This window comes from Ewingella americana ATCC 33852, assembly GCF_000735345.1.
In the GTDB taxonomy this organism is placed as follows: Bacteria; Pseudomonadota; Gammaproteobacteria; order Enterobacterales; family Enterobacteriaceae; genus Ewingella; species Ewingella americana.
This window is the reverse complement of the sequence record NZ_JMPJ01000045.1, coordinates 1-23,485: the sequence shown is the minus strand read 5'-3', so window position 1 is coordinate 23,485 and position 23,485 is coordinate 1. Positions and strand designations below refer to the sequence as shown.

General features: G+C 55.5%; 20 protein-coding genes. 15 read left to right on the top strand and 5 right to left on the bottom strand.

What is annotated here, in order from left to right:
- Nucleotides 1-138 precede the first annotated feature (138 nt).
- Entirely contained in the window at nt 139-1,092 is a 954-nt protein-coding gene (gene tus / locus GEAM_RS08045) for a DNA replication terminus site-binding protein (RefSeq protein ID WP_034790340.1), read from the top strand.
- A gap of 479 nt (nt 1,093-1,571) precedes the next feature.
- On the opposite strand, the gene fumC is transcribed toward tus, so the two are convergent.
- The gene (fumC, locus tag GEAM_RS08040; RefSeq protein WP_034790339.1) at nt 1,572-2,966 is read right to left on the bottom strand and encodes a class II fumarate hydratase; all 1,395 of its coding nucleotides are present in this window, start codon (nt 2,964-2,966) and stop codon (nt 1,572-1,574) included.
- Between the two features lie 268 nt (nt 2,967-3,234).
- On the opposite strand from fumC, the gene manA reads away from it, so the two are divergent.
- Together manA and GEAM_RS08030 are read left to right on the top strand one after the other, a co-directional pair.
- Nucleotides 3,235-4,410 carry a mannose-6-phosphate isomerase gene (manA, locus tag GEAM_RS08035; RefSeq protein ID WP_034790337.1) on the top strand — a complete coding sequence of 392 codons (1,176 nt, stop codon included), beginning with the start codon at nt 3,235-3,237 and terminating at the stop codon, nt 4,408-4,410.
- 162 nt (nt 4,411-4,572) lie between these two features.
- Nucleotides 4,573-6,126 (top strand): YdgA family protein, encoded by a 1,554-nt coding sequence (locus GEAM_RS08030; protein WP_034790335.1) that lies wholly within the window; start codon nt 4,573-4,575, stop codon nt 6,124-6,126.
- A gap of 733 nt (nt 6,127-6,859) precedes the next feature.
- Here the strand turns inward: GEAM_RS08030 and malI are convergent.
- Nucleotides 6,860-7,891 carry a Mal regulon transcriptional regulator MalI gene (malI, locus tag GEAM_RS08025; RefSeq protein WP_034790334.1) on the bottom strand — a complete coding sequence of 344 codons (1,032 nt, stop codon included), beginning with the start codon at nt 7,889-7,891 and terminating at the stop codon, nt 6,860-6,862.
- Between the two features lie 223 nt (nt 7,892-8,114).
- Here malI and malX point away from each other — a divergent pair, with 223 nt between their 5' ends.
- From malX to add, 3 genes are all read left to right on the top strand, one after another.
- A complete protein-coding gene (gene malX, locus GEAM_RS08020) occupies nt 8,115-9,728 on the top strand; it encodes a maltose/glucose-specific PTS transporter subunit IIBC (RefSeq protein WP_034790332.1) in 1,614 nt (537 codons plus the stop codon).
- A gap of 73 nt (nt 9,729-9,801) precedes the next feature.
- Nucleotides 9,802-10,989 carry a MalY/PatB family protein gene (locus GEAM_RS08015; RefSeq protein ID WP_034790330.1) on the top strand — a complete coding sequence of 396 codons (1,188 nt, stop codon included), beginning with the start codon at nt 9,802-9,804 and terminating at the stop codon, nt 10,987-10,989.
- 139 nt (nt 10,990-11,128) lie between these two features.
- Nucleotides 11,129-12,127: an adenosine deaminase gene (gene add / locus GEAM_RS08010; protein ID WP_034790328.1), complete on the top strand. Its 999-nt coding sequence runs from the start codon at nt 11,129-11,131 to the stop codon at nt 12,125-12,127.
- Between the two features lie 53 nt (nt 12,128-12,180).
- Here add and GEAM_RS08005 read toward each other — a convergent pair whose 3' ends face one another.
- Together GEAM_RS08005 and GEAM_RS08000 are read right to left on the bottom strand one after the other, a co-directional pair.
- Nucleotides 12,181-13,197 carry a bile acid:sodium symporter family protein gene (locus GEAM_RS08005; RefSeq protein WP_034790326.1) on the bottom strand — a complete coding sequence of 339 codons (1,017 nt, stop codon included), beginning with the start codon at nt 13,195-13,197 and terminating at the stop codon, nt 12,181-12,183.
- A gap of 58 nt (nt 13,198-13,255) precedes the next feature.
- Nucleotides 13,256-14,302, bottom strand: a complete 1,047-nt coding sequence (locus tag GEAM_RS08000) for an oxidoreductase (RefSeq protein WP_034790324.1) — start codon at nt 14,300-14,302, stop codon at nt 13,256-13,258.
- Between the two features lie 162 nt (nt 14,303-14,464).
- Between GEAM_RS08000 and dcuC the strand changes: the two genes are divergently transcribed.
- On the top strand, nt 14,465-15,829 hold the full coding sequence (gene dcuC / locus GEAM_RS07995; RefSeq protein ID WP_034790322.1) for an anaerobic C4-dicarboxylate transporter DcuC: 1,365 nt from the start codon (nt 14,465-14,467) through the stop codon (nt 15,827-15,829).
- A gap of 92 nt (nt 15,830-15,921) precedes the next feature.
- On the opposite strand, the gene GEAM_RS07990 is transcribed toward dcuC, so the two are convergent.
- Complete coding sequence (locus tag GEAM_RS07990; protein ID WP_034790320.1) at nt 15,922-16,137, bottom strand: hypothetical protein; 216 nt, start codon at nt 16,135-16,137, stop codon at nt 15,922-15,924.
- Nucleotides 16,138-16,309: 172 nt separating this feature from the next.
- Between GEAM_RS07990 and GEAM_RS07985 the strand changes: the two genes are divergently transcribed.
- From GEAM_RS07985 to nth, 8 genes are all read left to right on the top strand, one after another.
- On the top strand, nt 16,310-16,765 hold the full coding sequence (locus GEAM_RS07985; RefSeq protein ID WP_034790319.1) for a DUF2569 domain-containing protein: 456 nt from the start codon (nt 16,310-16,312) through the stop codon (nt 16,763-16,765).
- Between the two features lie 128 nt (nt 16,766-16,893).
- The gene (rsxA, locus tag GEAM_RS07980; RefSeq protein ID WP_034790318.1) at nt 16,894-17,475 is read left to right on the top strand and encodes an electron transport complex subunit RsxA; all 582 of its coding nucleotides are present in this window, start codon (nt 16,894-16,896) and stop codon (nt 17,473-17,475) included.
- On the top strand, nt 17,475-18,041 hold the full coding sequence (gene rsxB / locus GEAM_RS07975) for an electron transport complex subunit RsxB (protein ID WP_034790317.1): 567 nt from the start codon (nt 17,475-17,477) through the stop codon (nt 18,039-18,041). Before rsxA ends, rsxB begins: the two co-directional genes overlap by 1 nt.
- A gap of 10 nt (nt 18,042-18,051) precedes the next feature.
- Nucleotides 18,052-20,211, top strand: coding sequence for an electron transport complex subunit RsxC (rsxC, locus tag GEAM_RS07970; protein WP_034790316.1), 2,160 nt, complete (start codon nt 18,052-18,054; stop codon nt 20,209-20,211).
- Nucleotides 20,212-21,264, top strand: a complete 1,053-nt coding sequence (gene rsxD / locus GEAM_RS22985; protein ID WP_034790315.1) for an electron transport complex subunit RsxD — start codon at nt 20,212-20,214, stop codon at nt 21,262-21,264.
- A gap of 22 nt (nt 21,265-21,286) precedes the next feature.
- Nucleotides 21,287-21,919, top strand: coding sequence for an electron transport complex subunit RsxG (rsxG, locus tag GEAM_RS07960; protein ID WP_034790361.1), 633 nt, complete (start codon nt 21,287-21,289; stop codon nt 21,917-21,919).
- On the top strand, nt 21,912-22,619 hold the full coding sequence (locus GEAM_RS07955) for an electron transport complex subunit E (RefSeq protein WP_034790314.1): 708 nt from the start codon (nt 21,912-21,914) through the stop codon (nt 22,617-22,619). The genes rsxG and GEAM_RS07955 overlap by 8 nt, the downstream gene beginning before the upstream one ends.
- Nucleotides 22,616-23,248: an endonuclease III gene (gene nth, locus GEAM_RS07950; protein WP_034790313.1), complete on the top strand. Its 633-nt coding sequence runs from the start codon at nt 22,616-22,618 to the stop codon at nt 23,246-23,248. Before GEAM_RS07955 ends, nth begins: the two co-directional genes overlap by 4 nt.
- Nucleotides 23,249-23,485 lie beyond the last annotated feature (237 nt).

The following is a 23,485-nucleotide window of genomic DNA, read 5'->3' as shown; positions in this document are numbered from 1 at the left end:
TCCTCAATCTAAGGGCGTTCGCGCCCTTTTATCTCTGCTAAACAAAACTTTCCCCAATCTTAAAAACGACTCAGAAGATGAGTTGTGCACCTTTTTAGTTTTCGACTATATTGTATGTTGTAACTAAATGGAGGCGGTATGTCGAATTACGACCTAATTGGGCGAATGAACAGTTGTTTCAACGAGTTAGAACTGGCACTTGGCGATCTCAGTCGTTTGTTAAAGCAGTTGGAGCTTTTACAGGCGCGGGTATTCAGCCTGCCGGAGATCGCCAAAGGCGAGGAGCACAACCCTGCCGACCGTATTCAGGTGACGCCTTACGTCGGTGAAGCCGCGCAGCAGCTGGCGTTGCAGCATTTCCAGAATCTGTTTATTCATCATCAAGGTGAGAATGTCAGCAGTAAGTCCGCCGTCCGCCTGCCCGGCGTACTGTGTTATGCCGTTGATGCTTCTGAACATCAGGCCGCCCTGCTGTTGATAGAGGAAGTGAATAAGCTTAAGGCCGAACTGGAACACATTGTTACCGTGGAATCCGGCCTTGCCCGCGAGCAGCGTTTTGAATTCGTGCACACTCACCTGCGCGGTCTGATCACGCTGAACGCCTACCGCACAATTTCTTATTTGAATGACCCGGATTCAGTGCGTTTTGGCTGGGCGAATAAGCACATTATTAAGAATGTCAGTCGCGATGACGTTCTTGCCCAGTTAGATAAAAGCCTAAAAGCCGGTCGCTCCGTGCCGCCTTACAGCCGCGAGCAGTGGATGGATAACGTTACTCGTGAAATCAATGACGTAAAGCGTATTCCCGAGCATGCCATTTTGAAGATTAAGCGCCCGGTAAAGGTCCAGCCCATCGCCCGAGTTTGGTATCGCAACAGCCAGAAGCAAGTTCAACACCCCTGCCCACTGCCGCTCATCGCCCTCTGTTTGAAGTCACCCAATGTGCAAGTGCCCAAGCTTGGCGAGTTGAATGATTATGATGTGAGTGCCGTGAAGCACAAGTATAAGCCGGAGGCCCAGTCGCTGAACTTGCTGATAAAACGGCTGCATTTATATACCGATTGGTCGGCTGATCAGGTTGTTGAGAGCTGAGTTTGTGCGGTTGAAACCACTCCTCATCCCAGCCTTCTCCTCTGAGAGGAGAAGGAGTTAACCCACTCACAGACTGACCTAAAGCACTGAGTTTTCTGCAATACCCCCTCCCAGCCTCCCCCTTTTCAGGGGGAGGAGCAAAGACCAAGCCTGAGAAAAAATTACTGGAACGGTTCGGTTGAGATGCCTGTAGGTCGCGTTCAGAAGTGACGCCGAGGGAGTGGTTCGAGACCTATGGCTCGAAGCCCGAACTGAGGGAACCGCCTAAGCGGCGGCACTTCGCGACGATCACTAAAGTGCCTGAAACATGTCCATTCCGACCCGCGCAGCCTCGATCTCTCAACAGGAAAAACGCAGGGTTCCAAGGGAGGCGCGTTTACGCCTCCCTTGGTCGGTGTGGGCCGACGCCCACGACTTTGATTTTGATTTTGATTTTGATTTTGAACTTAAAGGGGCCAAAACTGCCCCCATCAGTCCAACTACTTCATGCTCCCAACCATATCCTCCGGCTTAACCCACTCGTCGAATTCAGCCTCGGTCAGATAGCCGAGTTTCAGCGCAGAGCCTTTCAAGGTTAGCCCTTCTTTGTGCGCTTTTTTGGCGATTTCTGCCGCTTTGTCGTAGCCGATATGGGTGTTGAGCGCGGTAACCAGCATCAGGGATTCGTTGAGTAGCTGGGTGATGCGGTCGCGGACGGGTTCGATGCCTACGGCGCAGTGCTCGTTAAAGCCGCGCATGCCGTCGGCCAGCAGGCGGATGGATTGCAGGAAGTTGTGGATCACCATTGGGCGGAAGACGTTCAGCTCGAAGTTGCCGGAAGCGCCGCCGATGTTGATTGCCACGTCGTTACCCAGAACCTGCGCGCACAGCATGGTCATGGCTTCGCACTGGGTTGGGTTCACTTTGCCCGGCATGATGGAGCTGCCCGGCTCATTTTCAGGGATAGAAATCTCGCCGATGCCGCAGCGCGGGCCGGAAGACAACCAGCGCACGTCATTGGCGATTTTCATCAGAGACGCTGCCAATCCTTTCAATGCGCCGTGGCCCTGCACCAGTGCGTCGCAGGTCGCCAGTGCTTCAAACTTGTTCGGTGCGGTGACGAAAGGCTGTTTAGTCTCTTCTGCCAAGGCTTTGGCGACGCGCACCGCGTACTCAGGATGGGTGTTCAACCCAGTGCCTACCGCCGTGCCGCCCAAGGCTAATTCTGCAATGTGCGGGATACTGGCTTCAATGTGCACCATGCTGTGGGCCAGCATCGCCACCCAGCCAGAGATCTCTTGGCCGAGCGTCAGCGGCGTGGCGTCTTGCAGGTGGGTACGGCCAATCTTGACGATATCTTTGAAAGCGTCGGATTTCGCCGCCAACGTCTTGTGCAGCTCTTTCAATTCAGGCAGCAGGGTTTCGCGCAGTTCGATAACGGCGGCGACGTGCATCGCCGTCGGGAAAACGTCGTTCGAGCTTTGGCTCTTGTTCACATCATCATTCGGGTGAACTTTGCGCCCTTCTCCTCGCTCGCCGCCGAGGATCTCACTCGCCCGGTTAGCCAGCACTTCATTCATATTCATGTTGGTTTGAGTGCCGGAACCTGTCTGCCAGATTGCCAGCGGGAATTCGGTAGGATGCTTGCCAGCCAGCACTTCGTCGGCGGCGGCGATAATCGCATCGGCGCGCTCTTTCGGCAGCAGGCCCAGATCCAGATTGACGCTGGCCGCCGCGCGTTTGGTCTGTGCCAAGGCGTGGATCAGGGCCTCAGGCATCTTTTCGGAGGAAATACGGAAATGCTCCAGAGAACGCTGGGTCTGCGCGCCCCAAAGTTTATCAGCCGGTACATCGATAGGCCCCATTGAGTCCTTTTCAGTGCGTGTTGCCGCCATAATATTTCTCCTAATTTCGTTTCTGGTGAAATTTAATATTTATGATTTGCAAAGGTTTACCGCCAAGAACTGCCACGCAGATCATCTTCAGGCGACTCGTCGAGTATAGGCCAGCCATTTCATTTCAGAATCCCTAATTGATAATTTCTCGCATTTACCGCACTTTTTCATCATCAGCAGTTGCTTAACCGCCCGTGCTCATTGTTTACTACGCCACAGTAATTTTCTTCACATCATCCCCTGCAAAACGGGGATTTCAGGACGAAATATGCAAAAAATGAACAACGGTGTACAAAACTACGCCTGGGGCAGCACCGACGCATTAACCCACCTTTATGGCATTGCCAATCCCGAAGGAAAGCCAATGGCTGAACTTTGGATGGGTGCACACCCAAAAAGCAGCTCTTATGTAAAAGGAAGCGACGGTCAGGAAATCGCCCTGCGCAGCCAAATTAGCGCCAATCTGGAGCAAGAGCTGGGGCCGAAAGTCGCCGCACGCTTTGGCGAGCTGCCTTTCCTGTTCAAAGTGCTGTGCGCCGACCAGCCGCTGTCCATTCAGGTTCACCCAAGCAAACGCGCTGCGGAACTGGGTTTTGCCAAAGAGAACGCTGCCGGTATCCCGATTGATGCCGCAGAGCGTAACTATAAAGATGCTAACCATAAGCCAGAGTTGGTTTACGCATTGACACCTTTCCAGGCGATGAATGGTTTCCGCGAGCTGCGTGAAATTGTGTCGCTGTTGCAGCCAGTTTCTGGCGCTAACCCGAATATTGCTGAATTCCTGACGCACCCTGATGTCGATCATCTGCGTACCCTGTTCGCTAGCCTGCTGAGCCTTGAAGGCGAAGCGAAATCTCTGGCACTAGGCGTGTTGAAATCAGCGTTGAATAACCAAAAAGGTCAGCCGTGGGACACCATTCGCAGCATCAGCGAATTCTACCCAGAGGACAGCGGCCTGTTCTCACCTCTGCTGCTCAACGTCATCACTCTCAAGCCGGGTGAAGGCATGTTCCTGTACGCCGAAACGCCGCACGCCTATCTCAACGGCGTAGCGCTGGAAGTCATGGCCAACTCGGACAACGTGCTGCGCGCAGGTTTGACGCCGAAATACATTGATATCGCCGAGCTGCTGGACAATCTGAAATTCACTGCTAAACCTGCTGGGGAGCTTTTAACCTCGCCGGTAGAGAAAGGCGCAGAGCTGAGTTTCCCAATTCCCGTTGAAGACTTTGCTTTCTCGATCCACAGCTTGTCACCTGAGCCACAAACGCTGGCGCAAAATAGCGCGGCGATCATCTTCTGTATTGAAGGGCAAACGGTGCTGGAAAAAGGTGAAGAGACGCAGGTGCTGAAGCCGGGGGAATCTTGTTACCTTTCCGCCAGCGAATCGCCGGTCGAGGTGAGCGGCAACGGCCGCATTGCACGCGTGTTTAATAAGCTTTGATGCTGCACGTGATGTAATTAAGCAGTAAATATAGGTGGAGCAATTGAGGCGATATGCTTCATTTTTGTGAAAAATTTGCCATTCATGCCCCACTTACACCACAATAAATCGCGCCGTAAGGCGTTTTTTATTTCGAGACATTATCTAAGGATGAACAGAACTATGAAAAAATCGTTAGTCGCTGTAAGCGTCATTGTGGTACTTGGCGCGGCCTGGACAGGCGTCTCGTGGTATACGGGCAAAATGATTGAACAGCATATGGCTGAAGTGGCGACCAACGCGAATAGCCAGATCCAATCCTCTTTCCCGAAAGCCGGGGTTAACGTCTCCTATCAAGACTACCAACGTGGGCTGTTCAGCAGCCAGGTACGCATTATTCTGAAACCTGATGCCGCGGCCGCTGCTGCTGGCACCAGCGCGCTGAAAACCGGTGATGAAATCTCCTTTATCGAAACTATCGATCATGGTCCTTTCCCCGCAGCTCAGCTGAAAAAATTCAATCTGATCCCAAGCATGGCGTCAGTTCACAGCGAACTGGAAAACACCGCCACGCTGAAAGCGCTGTTTGACGTGACCAAGGGCAAGTCTCTGGTGACTGCTGATACTCGCGTTTCCTATAACGGCGACAGCTCTTCGGCCATCAACTTTATTCCGGTTGATTACGATAAGAACAACAGCAAGCTGCAATTCGGCGGCGCGGACATCAATGTCGCCGTGGATAAAGAGCTGACCAAGATGAAGTTGGATGCGAAGAGCGACAGCATCGCCATCACTTCTCAGAACCAGTTCGGTCAGCAAGAAAAAGTAACTCTGAATGGCTTCTCTCTGGACAGCGACACCAATCAGGGCGCGTCTAAAGTGGGCATTGGCGATCAAAACCTGACCATCAAGCAAGTGGCAGTCAATGTTGATGGCAAAGACGCGGCTTCTCTGGATAACTTTAAGCTGGTCAGCAAGTTCAGCGAAGAAGGCAGCAATATCAAAGGCCAGCAGGACTACACCATTGATGCGCTGAAGATTCAGAACAGCGATTTTGGTTCCGGTAAATTGACGGTGAAAATCGACAAACTGGACGCCGCCGCGCTGAAAGCCTTCTCCGACAGCTACAACCAGCAGTCACAGCAGTTGCTGTCACAGGCTGGCGATATTGACCCGGCTGTCTACCAGCAGCAGGCGACCGAGCTGTTAGCCGCTAACCTGCCACTGTTGTTGAAAGGCAACCCAAGCATCAGCATCGACCCGCTGAGCTGGAAAAACAGCAAAGGTGAAAGTACTTTCACCCTTCAATTAGATCTTAAAGATCCGGCCGCCGGTTCTCAGGCACAGTCTGAAGATCAGCTGATTTCCCAGTTGGTGAGCAAGCTTGACGCTAAGTTGAACATTCCACTGGCAATGGCCACCGAGCTGACCACCCAAACTGCGAAAATCGAAGGTTACACCGGCGACGACGCAGAGAAACTGGCTAAGCAGCAGGTTCAAGGTCTGGCAGCCATGGGTCAGATGTTCAAGATCACCACGCTGAAAGACGACGCAATCTCCAGCAGCTTCCACTACGCCGACAATCAGGTTGATTTGAACGGTCAGAAGATGACCCTGCAAGAGTTCGCCGGTCTGTTCGGGATCTTCGGCGGTAACGCGGTTCAGCCACAAACTCAGGCTCCAGCAGCCTCGCCGTTGGCTCCACCGGTTGCGCCTGTAGCGCCTAATACACCGTAATAATTGAGTCTTATTTAGTCGCGAAAAAGCCCACTTTGGTGGGCTTTTTTTATTGTATCTTTTAATTCAATTGCATCTTTTTAAATCAACTTCAAGGTCAAGGTCAAAACCGTGCGCTGCCGCCACACCGGCCTTAAGGGGCGCCTATCGCCGCGCCCCTTAAGAATCCCCGGCTCTTTACTGCGCGCTGCCGCTCGCTGAGCGGACATGTTTCAGCTACTTCCGTTATCCACCGCAAAATGTCGCCGCTTAGGCGGTACCTTCGCTTCAGGCTTCGAGCCATAGGTCTCGAACCATTCGCTCAGCGCCATTTTTGACTGCGGTTTTGAGGCATTTCGACCGTGCCGTTTCAGTAGATTTAGCTTTGCTCCCTACCCTATTTAAGGGTGAAGCAGAACAGCACTCCACTGGAACGGTACGGTGTAAATGCCAGTAGGTCGCGTTCAGAAGTGACGCCGAGCAAGAGGTGGAAAACCGCGTGGCTTTTTACGCGGGTTGTAATCCCGCAGCGAGGGAACCGCCTAAGCGGCGGCACTTCGCGACAAACACTGTGGCCGCTGAAATATGTCCATTCCGACCCTGCGCAGCCTCGATCTTCAAGCAGCAAAAAAACGCAGGATTCCAAAGGGTTTCGTTTAAAAACCCTTTGGGCCAGTGTGGGCGGCGAGCCCACGGTTTTGAATTTGACGTTAAAGAGTTTAAAAGCAGGTCAGGGCTGCCGCCCATAAAACCCTTATGCTGATGCCCTCTCAATTAACCCTGGTGCCACAATAATATTCTGCGTTTCGAGGTTCTGCCCCCCTATCCTCAGCAACAACCTTCGGGCGGCGGCGTGGCCTATCTCGCGGGCGGAGCTGGCTATTGAGGTTAAGGGCGGTTCGGTGAGTTCGGCTTCGGGGGCGTCTTCCATGGCGATTAACGCGATTTGCTGCTGGAAGAAGTTATCTACCGCGCCGCCGCCGATCAGGTTGCCGGTGCGCATGATGCCGAAATAGGCGCCCATGGCAACTGACGACTTATGGCAGACGATGGCGCTGATCTTGGGATAGTGGCGCAATAAAGTCTCGGCGGCGTCGGCGGCGCACTTCTGCTGATAGTCACACTCGATGATCCATTCGCTGCGAAATGGCAAACCGTACTGCACCAGCGTGGCGCAAAAGCCGCCTAAACGCTCCGCGCGGGTGAGTGAATCACTTAGGCCGCCGAGGTAAGCAATCTGCTTATGGCCACGTTTGATTAAATATTCCGTCGCCATTTTTGCCGCCAGCATATTGTCAGGCCGCACCAAATCAACGCCGTCGATGCCGCTGGCGCGCGAGGCGCAGATCAGCGGCACGCCCTGCTCGCAGGCTTTCTCTTTCAGCCCGGCCGGGGCGTGCTCCCCACCAGCAATCACAATACCGTCAACGCCGTGGGTCAGCAGCGTCTCGAAGCAGCGCGCCAAACCTTTGCCTGATGAGCCACTTTGCAGCAAAAACAATACCTTACCCTGAGCTTCAAACATCTCACTCAGGCCAGCGGTCATCTCGGCATAGAAAGGTTCGCAGATATCACGCACGATCAGCCCCACCACGCCGGACTCTCCGCCGCGTAGCGTACTGGCCTGCCGGTTACGCACAAACCCCAACTGCTCGACGGCCTGATTCACCCGCTCGGCGGTGGCCGGGGAGATGCGCCCTTTCCCACTTAGCACCAAGGAAACGGTGGTCACGGAGGTGCCTGCATGCTGGGCGACGTCGGTGATGGTGACTTTTTTCTGGCTCATCCTGTAACTTCTTTCATTAAAACTCCATGAATGGCTGGCTTATTGCATCACCCGCCGCACGCTGAATAAATCCACTTTAGGTTAAACGTTTAATCTCCCGCTAAGCTTATCTTGCGGGCATGCGTTAGTAATGTGAACCAAAGCACGATTTATTTAGGTAAAACGTTTTATCTTATCCGCCATAAGATTAATCCGGTTCATTTTTCGCTTCAGGGGAACAAGTATGCCAGCCAATAAAAGACAACGCGTCACGCTTTGGGAGTTTTTCCAAAGTTTAGGTAAAACCTTCATGTTGCCAGTCGCCTTACTCTCCTTCTGCGGCATTATGCTGGGGATCGGTAGCTCATTAAGCAGCAATGATGTCACCACCCTGTTACCAGCTTTAGGTAACCCAATCCTGCAACTGATCTTCACTTGGATGAGCAAAGTCGGTTCGTTCGCCTTTAGCTTCCTGCCAGTGATGTTTGCAATTGCCATTCCACTGGGTATGGCGCGTGAAAACAAAGGCGTTGCGGCGTTCTCCGGCTTTGTCGGCTACGCGGTGTTAAATCTGGCGACTAACTTCTACCTGACCGCCAGCGGCGTGCTGCCGACGGTGGATCCGGTTATCCTCAAAGCCAATAACATTCAGATGATCCTCGGCATTCAGTCTATCGATACCGGTATTCTGGGCGCGGTCATTGTGGGCGTTATCGTCTATATTCTGCATGAGCGTTACAACACCATCCGCCTGCCGGATGCGCTGGCCTTCTTCGGCGGCACTCGCTTTGTGCCAATCGTCACTACCGTGGTGCTGGGCCTTGTCGGTCTGGTTATTCCGCTGATTTGGCCATTCTTCGCCGCCGGGATTAACGGTTTAGGCCGCCTGATCCACGACGCTGGTATCTTTGGGCCGATGATTTTCGGTTCCGGCGAGCGCCTGCTGCTGCCGTTTGGCCTGCACCACATTCTGGTTGCCCTGATCCGCTTTACCGAAGCTGGCGGCACCATGGATGTCTGCGGACGTGAAGTGAGCGGCGCGCTGACTATCTTCCAAGCGCAGCTCTCTTGCCCGACCACTCACGGCTTCTCTGAAAGCGCGACCCAGTTCCTGTCCCAAGGTAAAATGCCTGCCTTCCTCGGCGGCTTGCCGGGTGCGGCATTGGCGATGTACCACTGTGCTAAACCTGAAAACCGTCATAAAATTAAAGGGTTGTTGATTTCCGGCGTGGTGGCTTGCGTGGTCGGTGGGACTACAGAGCCAATCGAGTTCTTGTTCCTGTTTGTTGCGCCTGTACTGTATATCATCCACGCTATTCTGACCGGTTTGGGCTTCACCATTATGTCGGTACTGGGCGTGACCATTGGTAACACCGACGGCAACATCATCGACTTCGTGGTGTTCGGTATCCTGCACGGTACGGCCACCAAGTGGTATCTGGTGCCGGTGGTGGCTGCTATCTGGTTCGCCGCTTACTACGCGATTTTCCGCTTCTCTATCCTGCGCTTTAACATCAAAACGCCGGGCCGCGAATCTGAATCTATGCCAAGCGCAGCGCCAGTGGCCTCTAACAGCAAATCAGGCTACAACGTGCCGGTTATCCTCAGCGCGCTGGGCGGCGCAGACAATATTGTCTCACTCGACAACTGCATCACCCGTCTGCGTATGTCAGTGCATGATATGTCGCTGGTTGACGATGCGACGCTGAAAGCCAATCGCGCCATCGGCGTGGTGCATCTCAACGAGCACAACCTGCAAGTGGTGATCGGCCCTCAGGTGCAGTCCGTAAAAGATGAACTCGACTGGCTGATCCGCGAGGCGAAAAATAGCGCCGCGCCGGAACCGGCCACCATATAATCATCCAAGCTTACAGGGCGACGTTATGTCGCCCTTTTCACCTTCTAGAATGACCCGATTTCAGGGAGCGAAAATGTCGACAAACCTTTTTGATTTCTCCACAACGATTGACCGCCACGGCACTTGGTGTACCCAGTGGGATTACGTCGCAGACCGTTTTGGCAGTGCTGACTTGCTGCCTTTCACCATCTCCGATATGGATTTCGCCACCGCGCCGTGCATCCTCGAAGCACTGCAAAAACGCCTGCAACACGGCGTGCTGGGCTACAGCCGCTGGCAGCATGATGACTTTCTGGGCGCGATTGAACACTGGTATCAGCAGCGTTTTAACAGCCAGATTGACCGTAACATGGTGGTCTACGGGCCGTCGGTGATTTACATGGTCGCGCAGCTGATTCGCCAGTGGACCCAGCCGGGCGACGGCGTGCTGACCTTCACTCCGGCCTATGACGCCTTCTTCAAGGTGATTGACGGCAATCAGCGCAAGCTGGTCGCCTGTCCGCTGGAGAAACAGGGCAATGAGTGGCTGCTGAATAGTGATTTGCTCGAGCAACAGCTGGCCGCGCCTGATTGCACCCTGCTGTTGCTGTGCAGCCCGCACAACCCAACCGGCAAAGTGTGGAGCAAAGCCGAGTTGACGCTGATTGCTGAGCTGTGCCAGCGGCACAATGTGCGCGTGATCAGTGATGAAATTCACATGGATATGATTTGGGGCGACCACCGCCACACGCCGTGGAATGAAGTGGCAACCGGCCACTGGGCGCTGCTGACCTCTGGCTCGAAAAGCTTCAACATTCCGGCCCTGACCGGGGCTTATGGCCTGATTAGCGACCCGGCACAGCGCGACGCCTATCTGCACCAGTTAAAAGCCAGCGACGGCCTCTCCTCACCGGCGGTGTTAGCCGTGCTGGCCCACGTCACGGCTTATCGTCAGGGCGACGTCTGGCTCGACGCCCTGCGCAGCTATCTGGAGAGCAATCTGCACTATGTCGCCGACACACTCAATGCAGCCTTCCCCGAGCTGAACTGGCAACCGCCGCAATCCACCTATCTGGCATGGATTGACCTGCGCCCGCTGAAGCTGGATGACAAGGCGTTGCAGCGAGAGCTAATTGATAATCAGAAAGTCGCCATCATGCCGGGTTACACCTACGGCGCAGAAGGTGAAGGTTTCCTGCGTTTGAACGTCGGCTGCCCGCGTTCTAAAGTCGAAATGGGCGTAGAGAAGTTAATCGCTGGGATCCGCGCCCTTAAGGCGTAAACCACTGCAATTCTTCTGTTCTGCCCTATTTACGCGCAACAAAGTGCTTATTTCTCACTTTGTTGCGCAACAAAATTTCACAAATCCCGCTCAATGGTTATAATGCCCCGCACTTTTCAAACGATAATGAGTGCACACCATGATTGATACACGCCTCCCTCTGACTGACATTCATCGCCACCTTGATGGCAATATTCGCGCTCAAACCATCCTCGACTTAGGTCGCCAATTTAATCTTACTCTGCCAGCGACCGAGCTTGACGCCCTGCGTCCACACGTTCAGGTGACCAAGACTGAGCCAGATTTGGTCAGCTTCTTACAGAAACTCGACTGGGGCGTGAAAGTGCTCGGCGATCTCGATGCCTGCCGCCGCGTGGCGCAGGAAAACGTCGCCGACGCCGCCAATGCCGGCCTGCACTACGCCGAGCTGCGTTTCTCACCTTATTACATGGCGATGACCCACAACCTGCCCGTGGCGGGCGTGGTTGAAGCCGTGATTGACGGTATCCGTCGTGGTCGTCAGGAGCATGACATTGACGTGCGCCTGATTGGTATTCTCAGCCGCACCTTCGGTGAAGAAGCCTGTCTGCAAGAGCTGGATGGCCTTTTGGCCCACCGCGACGGCATCACCGCGCTGGACTTAGCCGGTGACGAGCTGGGCTTCCCCGGCAGCCTGTTCCTCAGCCACTTTAACCGTGCGCGCGACGCGGGCTGGCGCATTACCGTCCACGCGGGCGAAGCGGCAGGTCCGGAGAGCATCTGGCAGGCTATTCGCGAGCTGGGCGCAGAGCGTATCGGTCACGGCGTGAAAGCGGCAGAAGACCCAGAGCTGATGGACTTCTTAGCCAAGCACCAGATTGGTATCGAGTCTTGCCTGACGTCCAATATCCAAACCAGCACCGTGGCGGCGCTCGACAGTCACCCGCTGGCGACCTTCCTGCGTCACGGCGTTCTGGCGTCAATTAACACCGATGACCCGGCGGTTCAGGGGATTGAGATTGAGCACGAATACCGCGTTGCGGCTCCGGCAGCGGGGCTGACGTCTGATGAAATCCGTCAGGCGCAGGAGAATGGCTTGACCATGGCCTTCCTCAGCGAGGCTGAAAAAGACGCCATTCGCGCTAAAGTGAAAGCCTAATGAGACGGGGATGAGGCGGCAAACGCCTCATCCCCTCTTTCTAACTGACTGTTTTACTGCTCTAAAGCCGCTTTATTGCCTTCCCGCTCGACGTCTTCTTTTGCCACTTTCTTAGCGTAACGCTGAGCCAATACCGCGCAGACCATCAGTTGAACCTGATGGAAAATCATCAGCGGCAGCACCATCGCCCCCACCGCCGAGGCCGGGAACAGCACGTTGGCCATCGGAATACCGTTCGCCAGACTCTTCTTCGAGCCGCAGAACACAATGGTGATTTCATCTTTAGTGCTGAAACTCAGCCAGCGCGCCACCAGCGTATTGATGATCAGCACAATCGCCAGCAGCACCAGTGAGCAGACCAAGATAGCTAGCAGCGACCAGCCGTCGATTTGGCTCCAAATCCCCTCGACCACGGCTTCACTGAAGGCGACATACACCACCAGCAGAATCGAAGAACGGTCAGTGATATTGACGATTTTCTTATGGCGCTGCACCCAGCCGGCAATCAGCGGGCGGCACAGGTGACCGATGATAAACGGCACCATCAGTTGCAGCACAATCGAGCCAATGGCATGTAAGGTGTTGCTGCTGCCGCCCTGCGTGTGCATCAGCAGGCCAACCAGCACCGGCGAGAGAAACACGCCAAGAATGCTGGACGCCGAAGCACTACAGATGGCCGCCGCGATGTTACCGCCCGCCACCGACGTGTAGGCAATGGCCGACTGCACGGTGGCAGGCAGCGCGCAGAGATAGAGAAAACCGTAATACAGCGTCGGAGTTAAAATGCCCAGCGGCACCAGCCATTTCATCCCTAAACCGAGCAGCGGGAACAGCGCAAAGGTGCTGAGAAACACCACCAGATGCAGCTTCCAGTGGCTGATCCCGGCCATGATCGCTTCACGCGACAGCTTGGCGCCGTGCATGAAGAACAGCAGCGCAATGGCGGCGGTAGTCAGGTGTTCAAAAACCGTTTTGTAGATCCCTTCGCAGGGAAAGAATGACGCGATGACCACCACGCTGACCAAAATCAGCAGAAATTTATCAATACGCAGTCGCTGTAACCAAGACATGTAGAGTTCCTTGCAAAAAAATCGCCGCAATGCGCGGCGTCTAAGTCATCAATGTCGCTCAACTTTTCGGGACTTTCAAGGTGGCTTGCTGATGGGAAGAGTGAATACCTAGCTCAATCAACTCCATCACGCGGATAGCATCGCTGGCCGGAACCGGATTCTCACCCAGCCCGAGGATGGCGTCGCGCACTCCGGCATAGTAAGCCGGGTAATCGCCGGGCAAGGTGGGCAGAGGTTTATCCGCCAGCACGCCTTCATAACTCAAGGTCAACACGCCGTCGCGCGGGTCTTCTCCCCACTTGGCCTGCGGCGGGCGCTGCCCGGCTTTCAGGCACTCTTCTTGGGTGTCGAGGCCATACTTCACAAAACTGCCCTTTTCCCCCTGCACGATAAAGCGCGCGGTCTCTGCAGAGGCGTAAACCGTGCTGTGCAGCACCACGCGGCGGCGGCCGTAGGTCAGCGTGGTATTGAAATAATCCACCGCCTTGCCGCCCGGCCTGACCACGGCCAAGTCCGACTGAATGCTGTCCGGCAGGCCAAACAGCCGCAGCGCCTGATCCAGCAGGTGTGAACCTAAGTCATACCAGATGCCGCTGCCCAGTTCGTCATTCTCCCGCCAGCGCTGCTGCACCTGTGGCCTGAAACGGTCGTAATGGGATTCGAAATAGACAATCTCGCCCAGCGTACCTTCATTGATTAGCGCCTGCACGGTGAGGAAATCCGAGTCCCAGCGGCGGTTATGGAACACCGACAGCACCTTACCTTTCTCCTTGGCCAGAATATCCAGCGAACGCGCCTCGCCCAGCGTGACGGTAAAAGGCTTGTCGACAATCACGTGTTTCCCCGCCTCCAGCGCCTGCTGGGCCAGCGGGAAATGGGTGGCATTGGGGGTTGGGATCACCACCAGATCGATAGTCGCATCGGCGAAGATTTTCTCCGGGCTGTCTACCACTTGCACCGAAGGCCAGTCCGCCTGCACTTTGCTGGCATCACTGCTGGAGACCACTGCCAGCTCGAGGCCCGGCGTGCCGGCAATCAGCGGGGAATGAAAAGTTTTACTGGCAAAGCCGTAACCGACCAGCCCGACGCGCAGCGTTTCAGACATCTTCATCTCCTTCATCACAAACAAATCACCCTGTGGTTTTATTCACAACATGGATGATTACCTTGATAAACATCATAGACGCTATGTGCCTGAATTGTGCACAGTGCTTATCCATGTCGTTATTTACACAACATTATTAAATATTTCTGGGGATCTGAATCTATGTGGGACTTGCTTATAGGGCTGGTGATAACAGTTATCGTAGGCCGCTACATTATCAAAGGATATTCGCCCACCGGCGTGCTGATGGTGGGCGGGCTGCTGCTGTTAATCATCAGCGCCCTGATGGGCCACAGCGTGTTGCCGGAAGGCACTAATTCCACCGGCTGGAACAGCACCGACATCGTCGAATATGTCAAAATCCTGCTGATGAGTCGCGGCGGCGACCTCGGCATGATGATCATGATGCTGTGCGGTTTTGCGGCTTACATGACTCACATCGGCGCCAACGACGTGGTGGTGCGGCTGGCCTCGCGCCCGCTCCAGATGATCAACTCCCCGTATATCCTGATGGTGGCGGCCTATATTCTGGCCTGCCTGATGTCGCTGGCGGTGTCTTCGGCCACCGGCCTTGGCGTGCTGTTAATGGCAACCCTGTTCCCCATCATGGTCAATGTCGGCATCAGCCGCGGTGCGGCGGCTGCTATCTGCGCCTCTCCGGCGGCGATCATTCTCTCGCCAACCTCCGGCGACGTGGTGCTGGCGGCCCAAGCCTCCAATATGCCGCTGGTTGATTTCGCCTTCAAAGTCACCCTGCCAATCTCTATCGCCGCCATCGTGGTGATGGCCATTGCCCACTTCTTCTGGCAGCGTTTCCTCGACAAGCGCGAAGCCGGCACGGCGCAGATTATTGAAGATGCACCCGTCACCACCGTGGAAACCAATGCGCCGTGGTTTTATGCCATTCTGCCCTTCACACCGATTGTCGGCGTGCTGGTATTCGACGGCAAATGGGGGCCGAACCTGCACATCATCACCATTTTGGTTATCTGCATGGCGCTGACGGCGATTATTGAAACCTTCCGCAATCGCAGTGGCAAAGCCGTGTTCGCCGGGCTGGATGTCGCCTATCGCGGCATGGCGGACGCTTTCGCCAACGTGGTGATGCTGCTGGTCGCCGCCGGGGTGTTCGCCCAAGGCTTAAGCACCGTTGGCTTTATCAGCAGTCTGATTGGCTTGGCGCAAAATGTCGGTTCCGGCGGGCTGGTGATGATGCTGGTGTTGGTGATTATCACCGTGCTGGCCGCCATGACCACCGGCTCGGGCAATGCGTCTTTCTATGCTTTCGTCGAGTTGATCCCGAAACTGGCGGCGAAGATGGGTATCAATCCTGAGTATCTGGTGATCCCGATGCTGCAAGCCTCCAACCTTGGCCGCACTATCTCTCCGGTATCCGGCGTGGTGGTCGCGGTCGCCGGTATGGCAAAAATCTCGCCCTTTGAAGTGGTGAAACGCACTTCGGTGCCGGTGCTGGCTGGCCTGATTGTGGTAGTGGTCGCCACCGAGATTTTTGTTCCGCTGCACTGATAAGATTTCCCTTCCCCGCAAACAATAACGCCTGAGCAAGCTCAGGCGTTTTTTCATTTTGGTTTTCAACTAATTGGTTTTCAGCTAAACCCTCAGCGCATTGGCCTCTGGGTGCTAACCGACGGGTCAGCCGAGCCGTCGGCGGCTCCCTTGGCGGCCACGCGCTTCATGCGTGAAGATCCCCCTTGCTGGGTGCCGCTAGAGTAAATGCTTTCAGCCGAACAGTTTTGGTTCGAAGGGCAGTTGTACTGATAAGCACAACCGTTGATCAGCAGCGCAACCGCGCCCGTTGCCAATTTTTTCATCATTTTTGCGTCCTTTCATTGTCAGGGATTAACCAATATTGCTCATCCATAAGGCACTCAGCGTTCAATCACATGAATACGATAGAGCTGGCTTACATCTCAGGGTAAACTTCTGCGCCTTGAATAGGGCTATATCGCCCGTTTATTCGGCATCCAAAGTAACTTAAGGCTGATTATGTCTCAACAACCGATCTCCCGTGAAACGGAATATAAACGCATTGGCGGCTGGTTACTCGCTCCTCTGGCTTATCTGATTGTTACGCTGTTGAGCGTCGCGCTGACCTTGGTCCTGTTCTCGATGGCGCTGTTTGTGCCCGAGTCGCGCGAATATCTGATGACCAACTCGCAAGCCTTTACTTTGCAATGGTATTTCTCAGTGGTGACCTCGCTGGCAATGGGCGCATTTACCGTCGTGCTGCTGTTGCAGTTCTGCCAACGTCGCCGCGTGGTGCCGAAGGTGTTCACCATCTGGCTGCTGTGTACCGTGCTGCTGGCTATCAAAGCTTTCGCGTTTTCGCCCATCGATGACGATATGGCGGTGCGCAATCTGCTGCTGTCACTGCTGCCAGCGGCGCTATTAGTGCCCTATTTCAAACGTTCTCGTCGCGTTAAAGAGACGTTCACGGAATAACCCTACAATGACTCCGTTGTCTGTGGAGAGGTTATTTCAGACAATATTTTTAGCTTTAGCAGTTGTCGCGCCTGCCCTTCAGGCGCCTATCTCTCTACAGTAATTAACAGTAATCTTCAGGCAATGTTATGACTTCATACTTGTTACTGTTCGTCGGTACCGTACTGGTGAACAACTTTGTTTTGGTTAAGTTTCTCGGCCTCTGCCCATTCATGGGCGTGTCGAAAAAACTGGAATCCGCAATCGGCATGGGATTGGCCACAACATTCGTTATCACGTTGTCGAATATCTGCTCGTGGATTGTCAATACCTTCGTTTTAATGCCGCTGGGCTTGGTCTACCTGCGCACCATGGCTTTTATTTTGGTGATCGCCGTGGTGGTGCAGTTCACCGAAATGGTGGTGCGTAAAACCAGCCCGTCGCTCTATCGCCTGCTCGGCATCTTCCTGCCGCTGATCACCACCAACTGCGCAGTGCTGGGCGTGGCACTGCTGAACATCAACCAGGCGCACAACTTCATGCAGTCCGCGCTGTACGGCTTCGCCGCGTCGCTCGGCTTCTCGCTGGTGATGGTGCTGTTTGCCGCTATCCGCGAACGCTTGGTGGTCGCAGATGTCCCTGCGCCCTTCAAAGGCTCTTCTATTGCACTGGTCACTGCCGGTTTGATGTCTCTGGCCTTTATGGGCTTTACCGGTCTGGTGAAATTCTAATGTTTGAATTATGGGTTGCGATTGGTGCGCTCACTGCTCTGGCACTGGTCTTCGGGCTGCTGCTGGGCTATGCGTCACGCCGTTTTGCCGTCGAAGGCAATCCAGTAGTCGATCAGATTGACGAAATTCTGCCGCAGAGCCAGTGCGCTCAGTGCGGCTATCCGGGCTGCAAGCCTTACGCCGAGGCCGTCGCCAACGGTGACAGCATCAATAAATGCGTGCCAGGCGGCGAAGCCGTGATGCTCAAACTGGCGACCCTGCTGAACGTTGAGCCTCAACCGCTCGGCGACGACGCCGCGCCAGCCGTGCCCGTGCGCACCGTGGCCTACATTGACGAAAGCAACTGCATCGGCTGCACCAAGTGCATTCAAGCCTGCCCGGTTGACGCCATCGTTGGCGCAACGCGCGCAGTTCATACCGTGATCACCGATTTATGTACCGGCTGCGACCTGTGCGTCGCGCCTTGTCCGACGGACTGCATTGAAATGCTGCCAATTAAAACCACCACCGCAAACTGGAAATGGGATATGAAATCCATTCCGGTGCAAGTCATTCATGCGGAGTAAGCGGAACGCCATGTTTAATCTGTTTTCTGCGCTCAAGAAAGACAAACTGTGGGACTTCGACGGCGGCATTCACCCGCCAGAAATGAAGACCCAGTCAAGCCACGTGCCACTGCGCCGCGTGCCGCTGTCCGAGCGCTTTATTATTCCTCTGCAACAGCATCTCGGCCCTGAAGGCGAGCTATGCGTGAAATCGGGTGATCGGGCATTAAAAGGCCAGCCGCTGACCACCGGCCGTGGCCGCACCGTGCCGGTTCATGCCCCGACTTCAGGCGTTATTACTGCCATTGAGCCACACATCACCGCCCACCCATCGGGCCTGAAAGAGCTGTGCATTCTGATTTCCGCCGACGGTGAAGACCGTTGGTGTGAGCGTGACGTTGTCACTGATTACCACCAATTAGACGCTGCCGAGCTGAATGCGCGCATTCATCAGGCCGGTATTGCCGGGCTGGGCGGCGCGGGTTTCCCTACTGCCAGCAAGCTTCAGGGCGGACTGACCTCAACCCGCACGCTGATCCTCAACGCCGCAGAGTGTGAGCCTTACATCACCGCCGACGACCGCCTGATGCAAGAACACGCGGCTGAAATTCTCGAAGGCACGCGGATTCTCTGCCACATGCTCAAGCCAGAGCGCGTGTTGATTGGTATTGAAGACAATAAGCCGGAAGCCATTAGCGCCCTGAAACAGGCGATTAAAGCTGAACAAGCTGACGGCGTGAAGTTTGAACTGCGGGTGGTGCCGACCAAATACCCTTCCGGCGGTGCCAAGCAGCTCACCAAGATCTTGACCGGCCTCGAAGTACCGAAAGGCCATCACTCGTCACATATCGGCGTGTTGATGCAGAACGTCGGCACGGTGTTCGCCATCAAGCGCGCCATTATTGACGGCGAGCCGCTGATTGAGCGCGTGGTGACGCTGACCGGCGAAGCGATGGAAAAACCGGGCAACGTCTGGGCGCGTATCGGCATGCCGATTTCCCACCTGATGGTTGAAGGCGCGCTGCGCCCGCAAGGCCCGCAGAAGATGGTGATTATGGGCGGCCCGCTGATGGGCTTCACCCTGCCATCCCTAGACGTGCCGGTGGTGAAAATCTCCAACTGCCTGCTGGCACCTTCTGAAAGCGAAATGGGCCAGCCCGAGCCGGAAGAAGCCTGTATCCGCTGTAGCCTGTGTGCCGACGCCTGCCCGGCGGGCCTGCTGCCTCAGCAGCTTTACTGGTTCAGCCGTGGGCAAGAACATGAAAAAGCGCGCAACCACAACCTGTTCGACTGCATCGAATGCGGGGCCTGTGCTTACGTCTGCCCAAGCAATATCCCGCTGGTGCAGTACTACCGTCAGGAAAAAGCTGAGATCCGCGCCGTCGATTTAGAAACCGCTAAAGCCACCGAAGCCAAGGCGCGTTTCGAAGCCAAACAGGCGCGCATGGAGCGCGAGAAGCTGGCGCGCGAAGAGAAACATCAAAAAGCCGCCGTGAAGCTGGATACTCCAGCCGTGGATAAAGCCCCTGTAGAGAAAGCCGTCGAGGCTGCTGCCTCTGTTGCATCTCAAGAGAAAGCGGCGGAAACCGATCCGCGTCAGGCTGCTCTGGCTGCGGCGATTGCCCGTGCTAAAGCTAAAAAGGCCGCCAACGAAGGCGCAGAGGTTGCCGCACCAGAAGCTGCTCCTGCTGCTGCTCCAGCCGCAGAAAAAGCTGACAACGACGATGCCCGCAAGACCGCCGTCGCTGCCGCCGTGGCCCGCGCTAAGGCTAAGAAAGCCGCTGCAACACAGGAAACGCCGGTGGCCTCAGAAACTGTCGCCACGCCTTCGGCCCCTGTCACCAGCGATGACGACGCCGCGCGCAAAGCCGCCGTGGCTGCCGCTATCGCCCGTGTGAAGGCCAAGAAAGCCGGTAACAGTGGCGTGGTGGTTGAAGCCACCGACAGCACGCTTTCCGTGACAACGTCACCGAGCGAACCCTCGACTGATGATAAACGTAAAGCTGCCGTAGCCGCTGCCATTGCCCGCGCCAAAGCCAAGAAGGCCGCCGCGCAGGAAGACGCGTCTGAACAGACTGCACCAGAACCAACACAACAAGAAAGCGATCCACGCAAAGCCGCCGTGGCTGCTGCGATCGCTCGAGTTAAGGCGCGTAAAGCGGCTGCTCAGACTATGTCGAACGAGGAATAAATGGCTTTTAGAATCGCGAGTTCTCCTTTCACCCATAACCGGCAAAGCACCAGCGCCATCATGCTGATGGTGGTGTTGGCCTGTATTCCCGGCCTGCTGGCGCAGGTTTGGTTCTTTGGTTATGGCACGCTGGTCCAGCTGGCGCTGGCTATTCTGATTGCCCTGTTGACCGAAGGCGCGGTGCTGCAACTGCGCAAAATGCCGGTCAAAAAACGTTTGGGAGATAACACCGCACTGCTCACCGCCGTGCTGCTGGGCGTCAGCCTGCCGCCGCTCGGCCCGTGGTGGATGGTGGTGATTGGCACCATTTTCGCCATTGTTATCGCCAAACAGCTCTACGGCGGCCTCGGCCAGAACCCGTTCAACCCGGCGATGGTCGGCTACGTGGTGCTGCTGATCTCCTTCCCGGTGCAGATGACCACCTGGATGCCGCCGGACGCCTTGCAACATCACCCTGTTGGCTTTACCGACACCCTGCTGACCATCTTTGGCGGCCATAACAGCCAAGGGCTGACGGCTTATCAGTTGCAGATGAATGTTGACGGCATAACACAAGCGACGCCGCTGGACGCCTTTAAAACCGGACTGCGCTCCGGCCACAGCACGGATCAGGTGCTGGCCGAGCCGCTGTTTGGTGGCGTTCTGGCAGGTATTGGCTGGCAGTGGATTAACTTAGGTTTTCTGGCCGGTGGCCTGTTCCTGATGTGGCGCAAAATCATCAGTTGGCACATCCCGCTGAGCATGCTGGCGATGCTGACCTTCTGCGCCAGCATCGCGTGGGTTATCTCTCCGGAGGCTTACCCATCGCCGCTGATTGGCCTGTTCTCCGGGGCAACCATGCTGGGTGCGTTCTTTATCGCAACCGACCCGGTGACGGCATCCACCACGCCAAAGGGCCGCCTGATTTTTGGCGCGCTGATTGGCCTGCTGGTGTGGCTGATTCGCACCTACGGCGGTTATCCGGACGGTATCGCCTTCGCCGTATTGCTGGCGAACATTACCGTGCCGCTGATTGACCACTACACCCAACCGCGCGTTTACGGGCATCGCTGAGGACAGTATGGAAAAAGGTAAAATGCTTCAAACCATGCGCCGCCACGGTGTCACGCTGGCGGTGTTTGGCGCACTGATGACCGGCATGACCGCGATGGTTAACTTGCTGACCAAGCCAACCATCGCCCATCAGGCACTGTTACAGCAGAAAAGCTTGTTCGACCAAGTCATTCCTTCCACCGTCTATAATAACGACATGCAGAATGAATGTTACAACGTCACGGATGAATCACTGGGGACTGCCACCCCGCACCGCCTCTATCTGGCGCGCATGGATGGAAAACCGGTAGCCGCAGCGATTGAAACCACTGCTCCTGACGGCTATTCCGGCGCGATCCAACTGTTGGTTGCCGCTGATTTTCATGGCAAAGTTTACGGCTCGCGCGTGCTGGAGCATCATGAGACTCCTGGCCTCGGCGACAAAATTGAAATTCGCATCACTGACTGGATCAAAAGCTTTGCGAATCAGGTAATTAATGGCCCTGATGACCCGCGCTGGGCAGTCAAGAAAGATGGCGGCATGTACGACCAATTTACCGGTGCGACCATTACCCCGCGCGCCGTGGTGCGTTCAGTGAAACGCACGGCACTGTTTATCGAGACGGTACCGTCTCAGCTTTCAAACCTCACCCCTTGTGGAGCCCGTGATGAGTGAAGCCAAGAAGATAATTGTTCAGGGTCTGTGGACCAATAACTCCTCGCTGGTACAGCTACTGGGCCTCTGCCCGCTGCTGGCGGTGACCTCCACGGCGACCAACGCCCTCGGGCTGGGTCTGGCGACCACCATGGTGCTGACCTGCACCAACGCCATGATCTCCGCTTTCCGCCGCTGGGTGCCGAATGAAATTCGTATCCCGATTTACGTGCTGATCATCGCTTCGGTAGTAAGTACCGTACAGATGCTGATCAACGCCTATGCCTTTGGCCTGTATATGGCGCTGGGGATTTTCATCCCGCTTATCGTGACTAACTGTATTGTGGTGGGTCGCGCCGAAGCCTGCGCCGCCAACAGCCCGGTGCATTTGGCCGCCCTCGACGGCATGATGACCGGCCTGGGGGCCACCGCAGCGATGTTCGTGCTCGGCTCTATCCGTGAAATTCTCGGCAGCGGCGTGCTGTTCAACGGCGCGGATTTGCTGCTGGGTAGCTGGGCCAAGGTGCTGCGCGTGGAAGTGATCCACCTCGACAACCCGTTCCTGCTCGCCATGCTGCCTCCGGGCGCGTTTATCGGCCTCGGGCTGCTGCTGGCTGGCAAATACCTGATCGATCAGCGCCAGAAAGCGCGTCAGGCTGCTAAAGCCGAAGCGTCTCAGCAGGCGAACTTGCCGAAAGGCAGCGCGGGTAATGCGTCATGAATAAAGAGAAGCGCATCAGTATTCTCAGCCGGCTGCGGGAGAATAACCCACACCCGACCACCGAGCTGGTGTACACCACGCCATTCGAGCTGCTGATTGCGGTTCTGCTCTCGGCGCAGGCCACTGACGTCAGCGTCAACAAAGCCACTGCCAAGCTGTACCCGGTTGCCAACACCCCCGCCGCCATTCTGGAGCTAGGCGTGGACGGCGTGAAGGAGTACATCAAGACCATCGGCCTGTTTAATTCCAAGGCTGAGAATGTGATCAAGACCTGCCGCCTGTTGCTGGAAAAGCACGGCGGCGAAGTCCCCGAAAACCGCGAAGCCCTCGAAGCCCTGCCCGGCGTCGGCCGTAAAACCGCCAACGTAGTGCTCAACACCGCCTTCGGCTGGCCGACGATCGCCGTCGACACCCATATTTACCGCGTCTGCAATCGCACCAATTTCGCCCCCGGCAAAACCGTCGAGAATGTCGAAGATAAGCTGCTAAAAGTGGTCCCCGCCGAGTTCAAACTCGATTGCCACCATTGGTTTATCTTGCATGGGCGCTATACGTGTATCGCACGTAAACCACGGTGTGGATCGTGTGTGATTGAGGACTTATGCGAGTTCAAAGAAAAGGTTGAATAAGCTTTTTCAGCTTTTAGAAAGCTGAGGAAACTTTCTTTAAGGTCAAGTTCAAGACCTTGCGTTGCCACGCAAACTGGCCCAAAGGGTTTTAAACGAAACCCTTTGGAATCCTGCGTTTTTTTGCTGTTGTAAGATCGAGGCTTCGCAGGGTTGGAATGGACGTGTTCCAGCGGCCACGGTGTTCGCCGCGAAGTGCCGCCGCTTAGGCGGTTCCCTCAGTTCGGGTCTCGAGCCTTT

Bases quoted from the DNA above. Each gene is read 5' to 3' on its own strand.
- tus (WP_034790340.1), top strand. From the start codon at position 139: ATGTCGAATTACGACCTAATTGGGCGAATGAACAGTTGTTTCAACGAG.
- nth (WP_034790313.1), top strand. From the start codon at position 22,616: ATGAATAAAGAGAAGCGCATCAGTATTCTCAGCCGGCTGCGGGAGAAT.
- add (WP_034790328.1), top strand. From the start codon at position 11,129: ATGATTGATACACGCCTCCCTCTGACTGACATTCATCGCCACCTTGAT.
- GEAM_RS08030 (WP_034790335.1), top strand. From the start codon at position 4,573: ATGAAAAAATCGTTAGTCGCTGTAAGCGTCATTGTGGTACTTGGCGCG.
- GEAM_RS07985 (WP_034790319.1), top strand. From the start codon at position 16,310: ATGTCTCAACAACCGATCTCCCGTGAAACGGAATATAAACGCATTGGC.
- malX (WP_034790332.1), top strand. From the start codon at position 8,115: ATGCCAGCCAATAAAAGACAACGCGTCACGCTTTGGGAGTTTTTCCAA.
- GEAM_RS08000 (WP_034790324.1), bottom strand. From the start codon at position 14,302: ATGTCTGAAACGCTGCGCGTCGGGCTGGTCGGTTACGGCTTTGCCAGT.
- rsxA (WP_034790318.1), top strand. From the start codon at position 16,894: ATGACTTCATACTTGTTACTGTTCGTCGGTACCGTACTGGTGAACAAC.
- malI (WP_034790334.1), bottom strand. From the start codon at position 7,891: ATGAGCCAGAAAAAAGTCACCATCACCGACGTCGCCCAGCATGCAGGC.
- manA (WP_034790337.1), top strand. From the start codon at position 3,235: ATGCAAAAAATGAACAACGGTGTACAAAACTACGCCTGGGGCAGCACC.
- GEAM_RS08005 (WP_034790326.1), bottom strand. From the start codon at position 13,197: ATGTCTTGGTTACAGCGACTGCGTATTGATAAATTTCTGCTGATTTTG.
- rsxD (WP_034790315.1), top strand. From the start codon at position 20,212: ATGGCTTTTAGAATCGCGAGTTCTCCTTTCACCCATAACCGGCAAAGC.
- rsxC (WP_034790316.1), top strand. From the start codon at position 18,052: ATGTTTAATCTGTTTTCTGCGCTCAAGAAAGACAAACTGTGGGACTTC.
- rsxB (WP_034790317.1), top strand. From the start codon at position 17,475: ATGTTTGAATTATGGGTTGCGATTGGTGCGCTCACTGCTCTGGCACTG.
- GEAM_RS08015 (WP_034790330.1), top strand. From the start codon at position 9,802: ATGTCGACAAACCTTTTTGATTTCTCCACAACGATTGACCGCCACGGC.
- GEAM_RS07955 (WP_034790314.1), top strand. From the start codon at position 21,912: ATGAGTGAAGCCAAGAAGATAATTGTTCAGGGTCTGTGGACCAATAAC.
- fumC (WP_034790339.1), bottom strand. From the start codon at position 2,966: ATGGCGGCAACACGCACTGAAAAGGACTCAATGGGGCCTATCGATGTA.
- rsxG (WP_034790361.1), top strand. From the start codon at position 21,287: ATGCTTCAAACCATGCGCCGCCACGGTGTCACGCTGGCGGTGTTTGGC.
- dcuC (WP_034790322.1), top strand. From the start codon at position 14,465: ATGTGGGACTTGCTTATAGGGCTGGTGATAACAGTTATCGTAGGCCGC.
- GEAM_RS07990 (WP_034790320.1), bottom strand. From the start codon at position 16,137: ATGATGAAAAAATTGGCAACGGGCGCGGTTGCGCTGCTGATCAACGGT.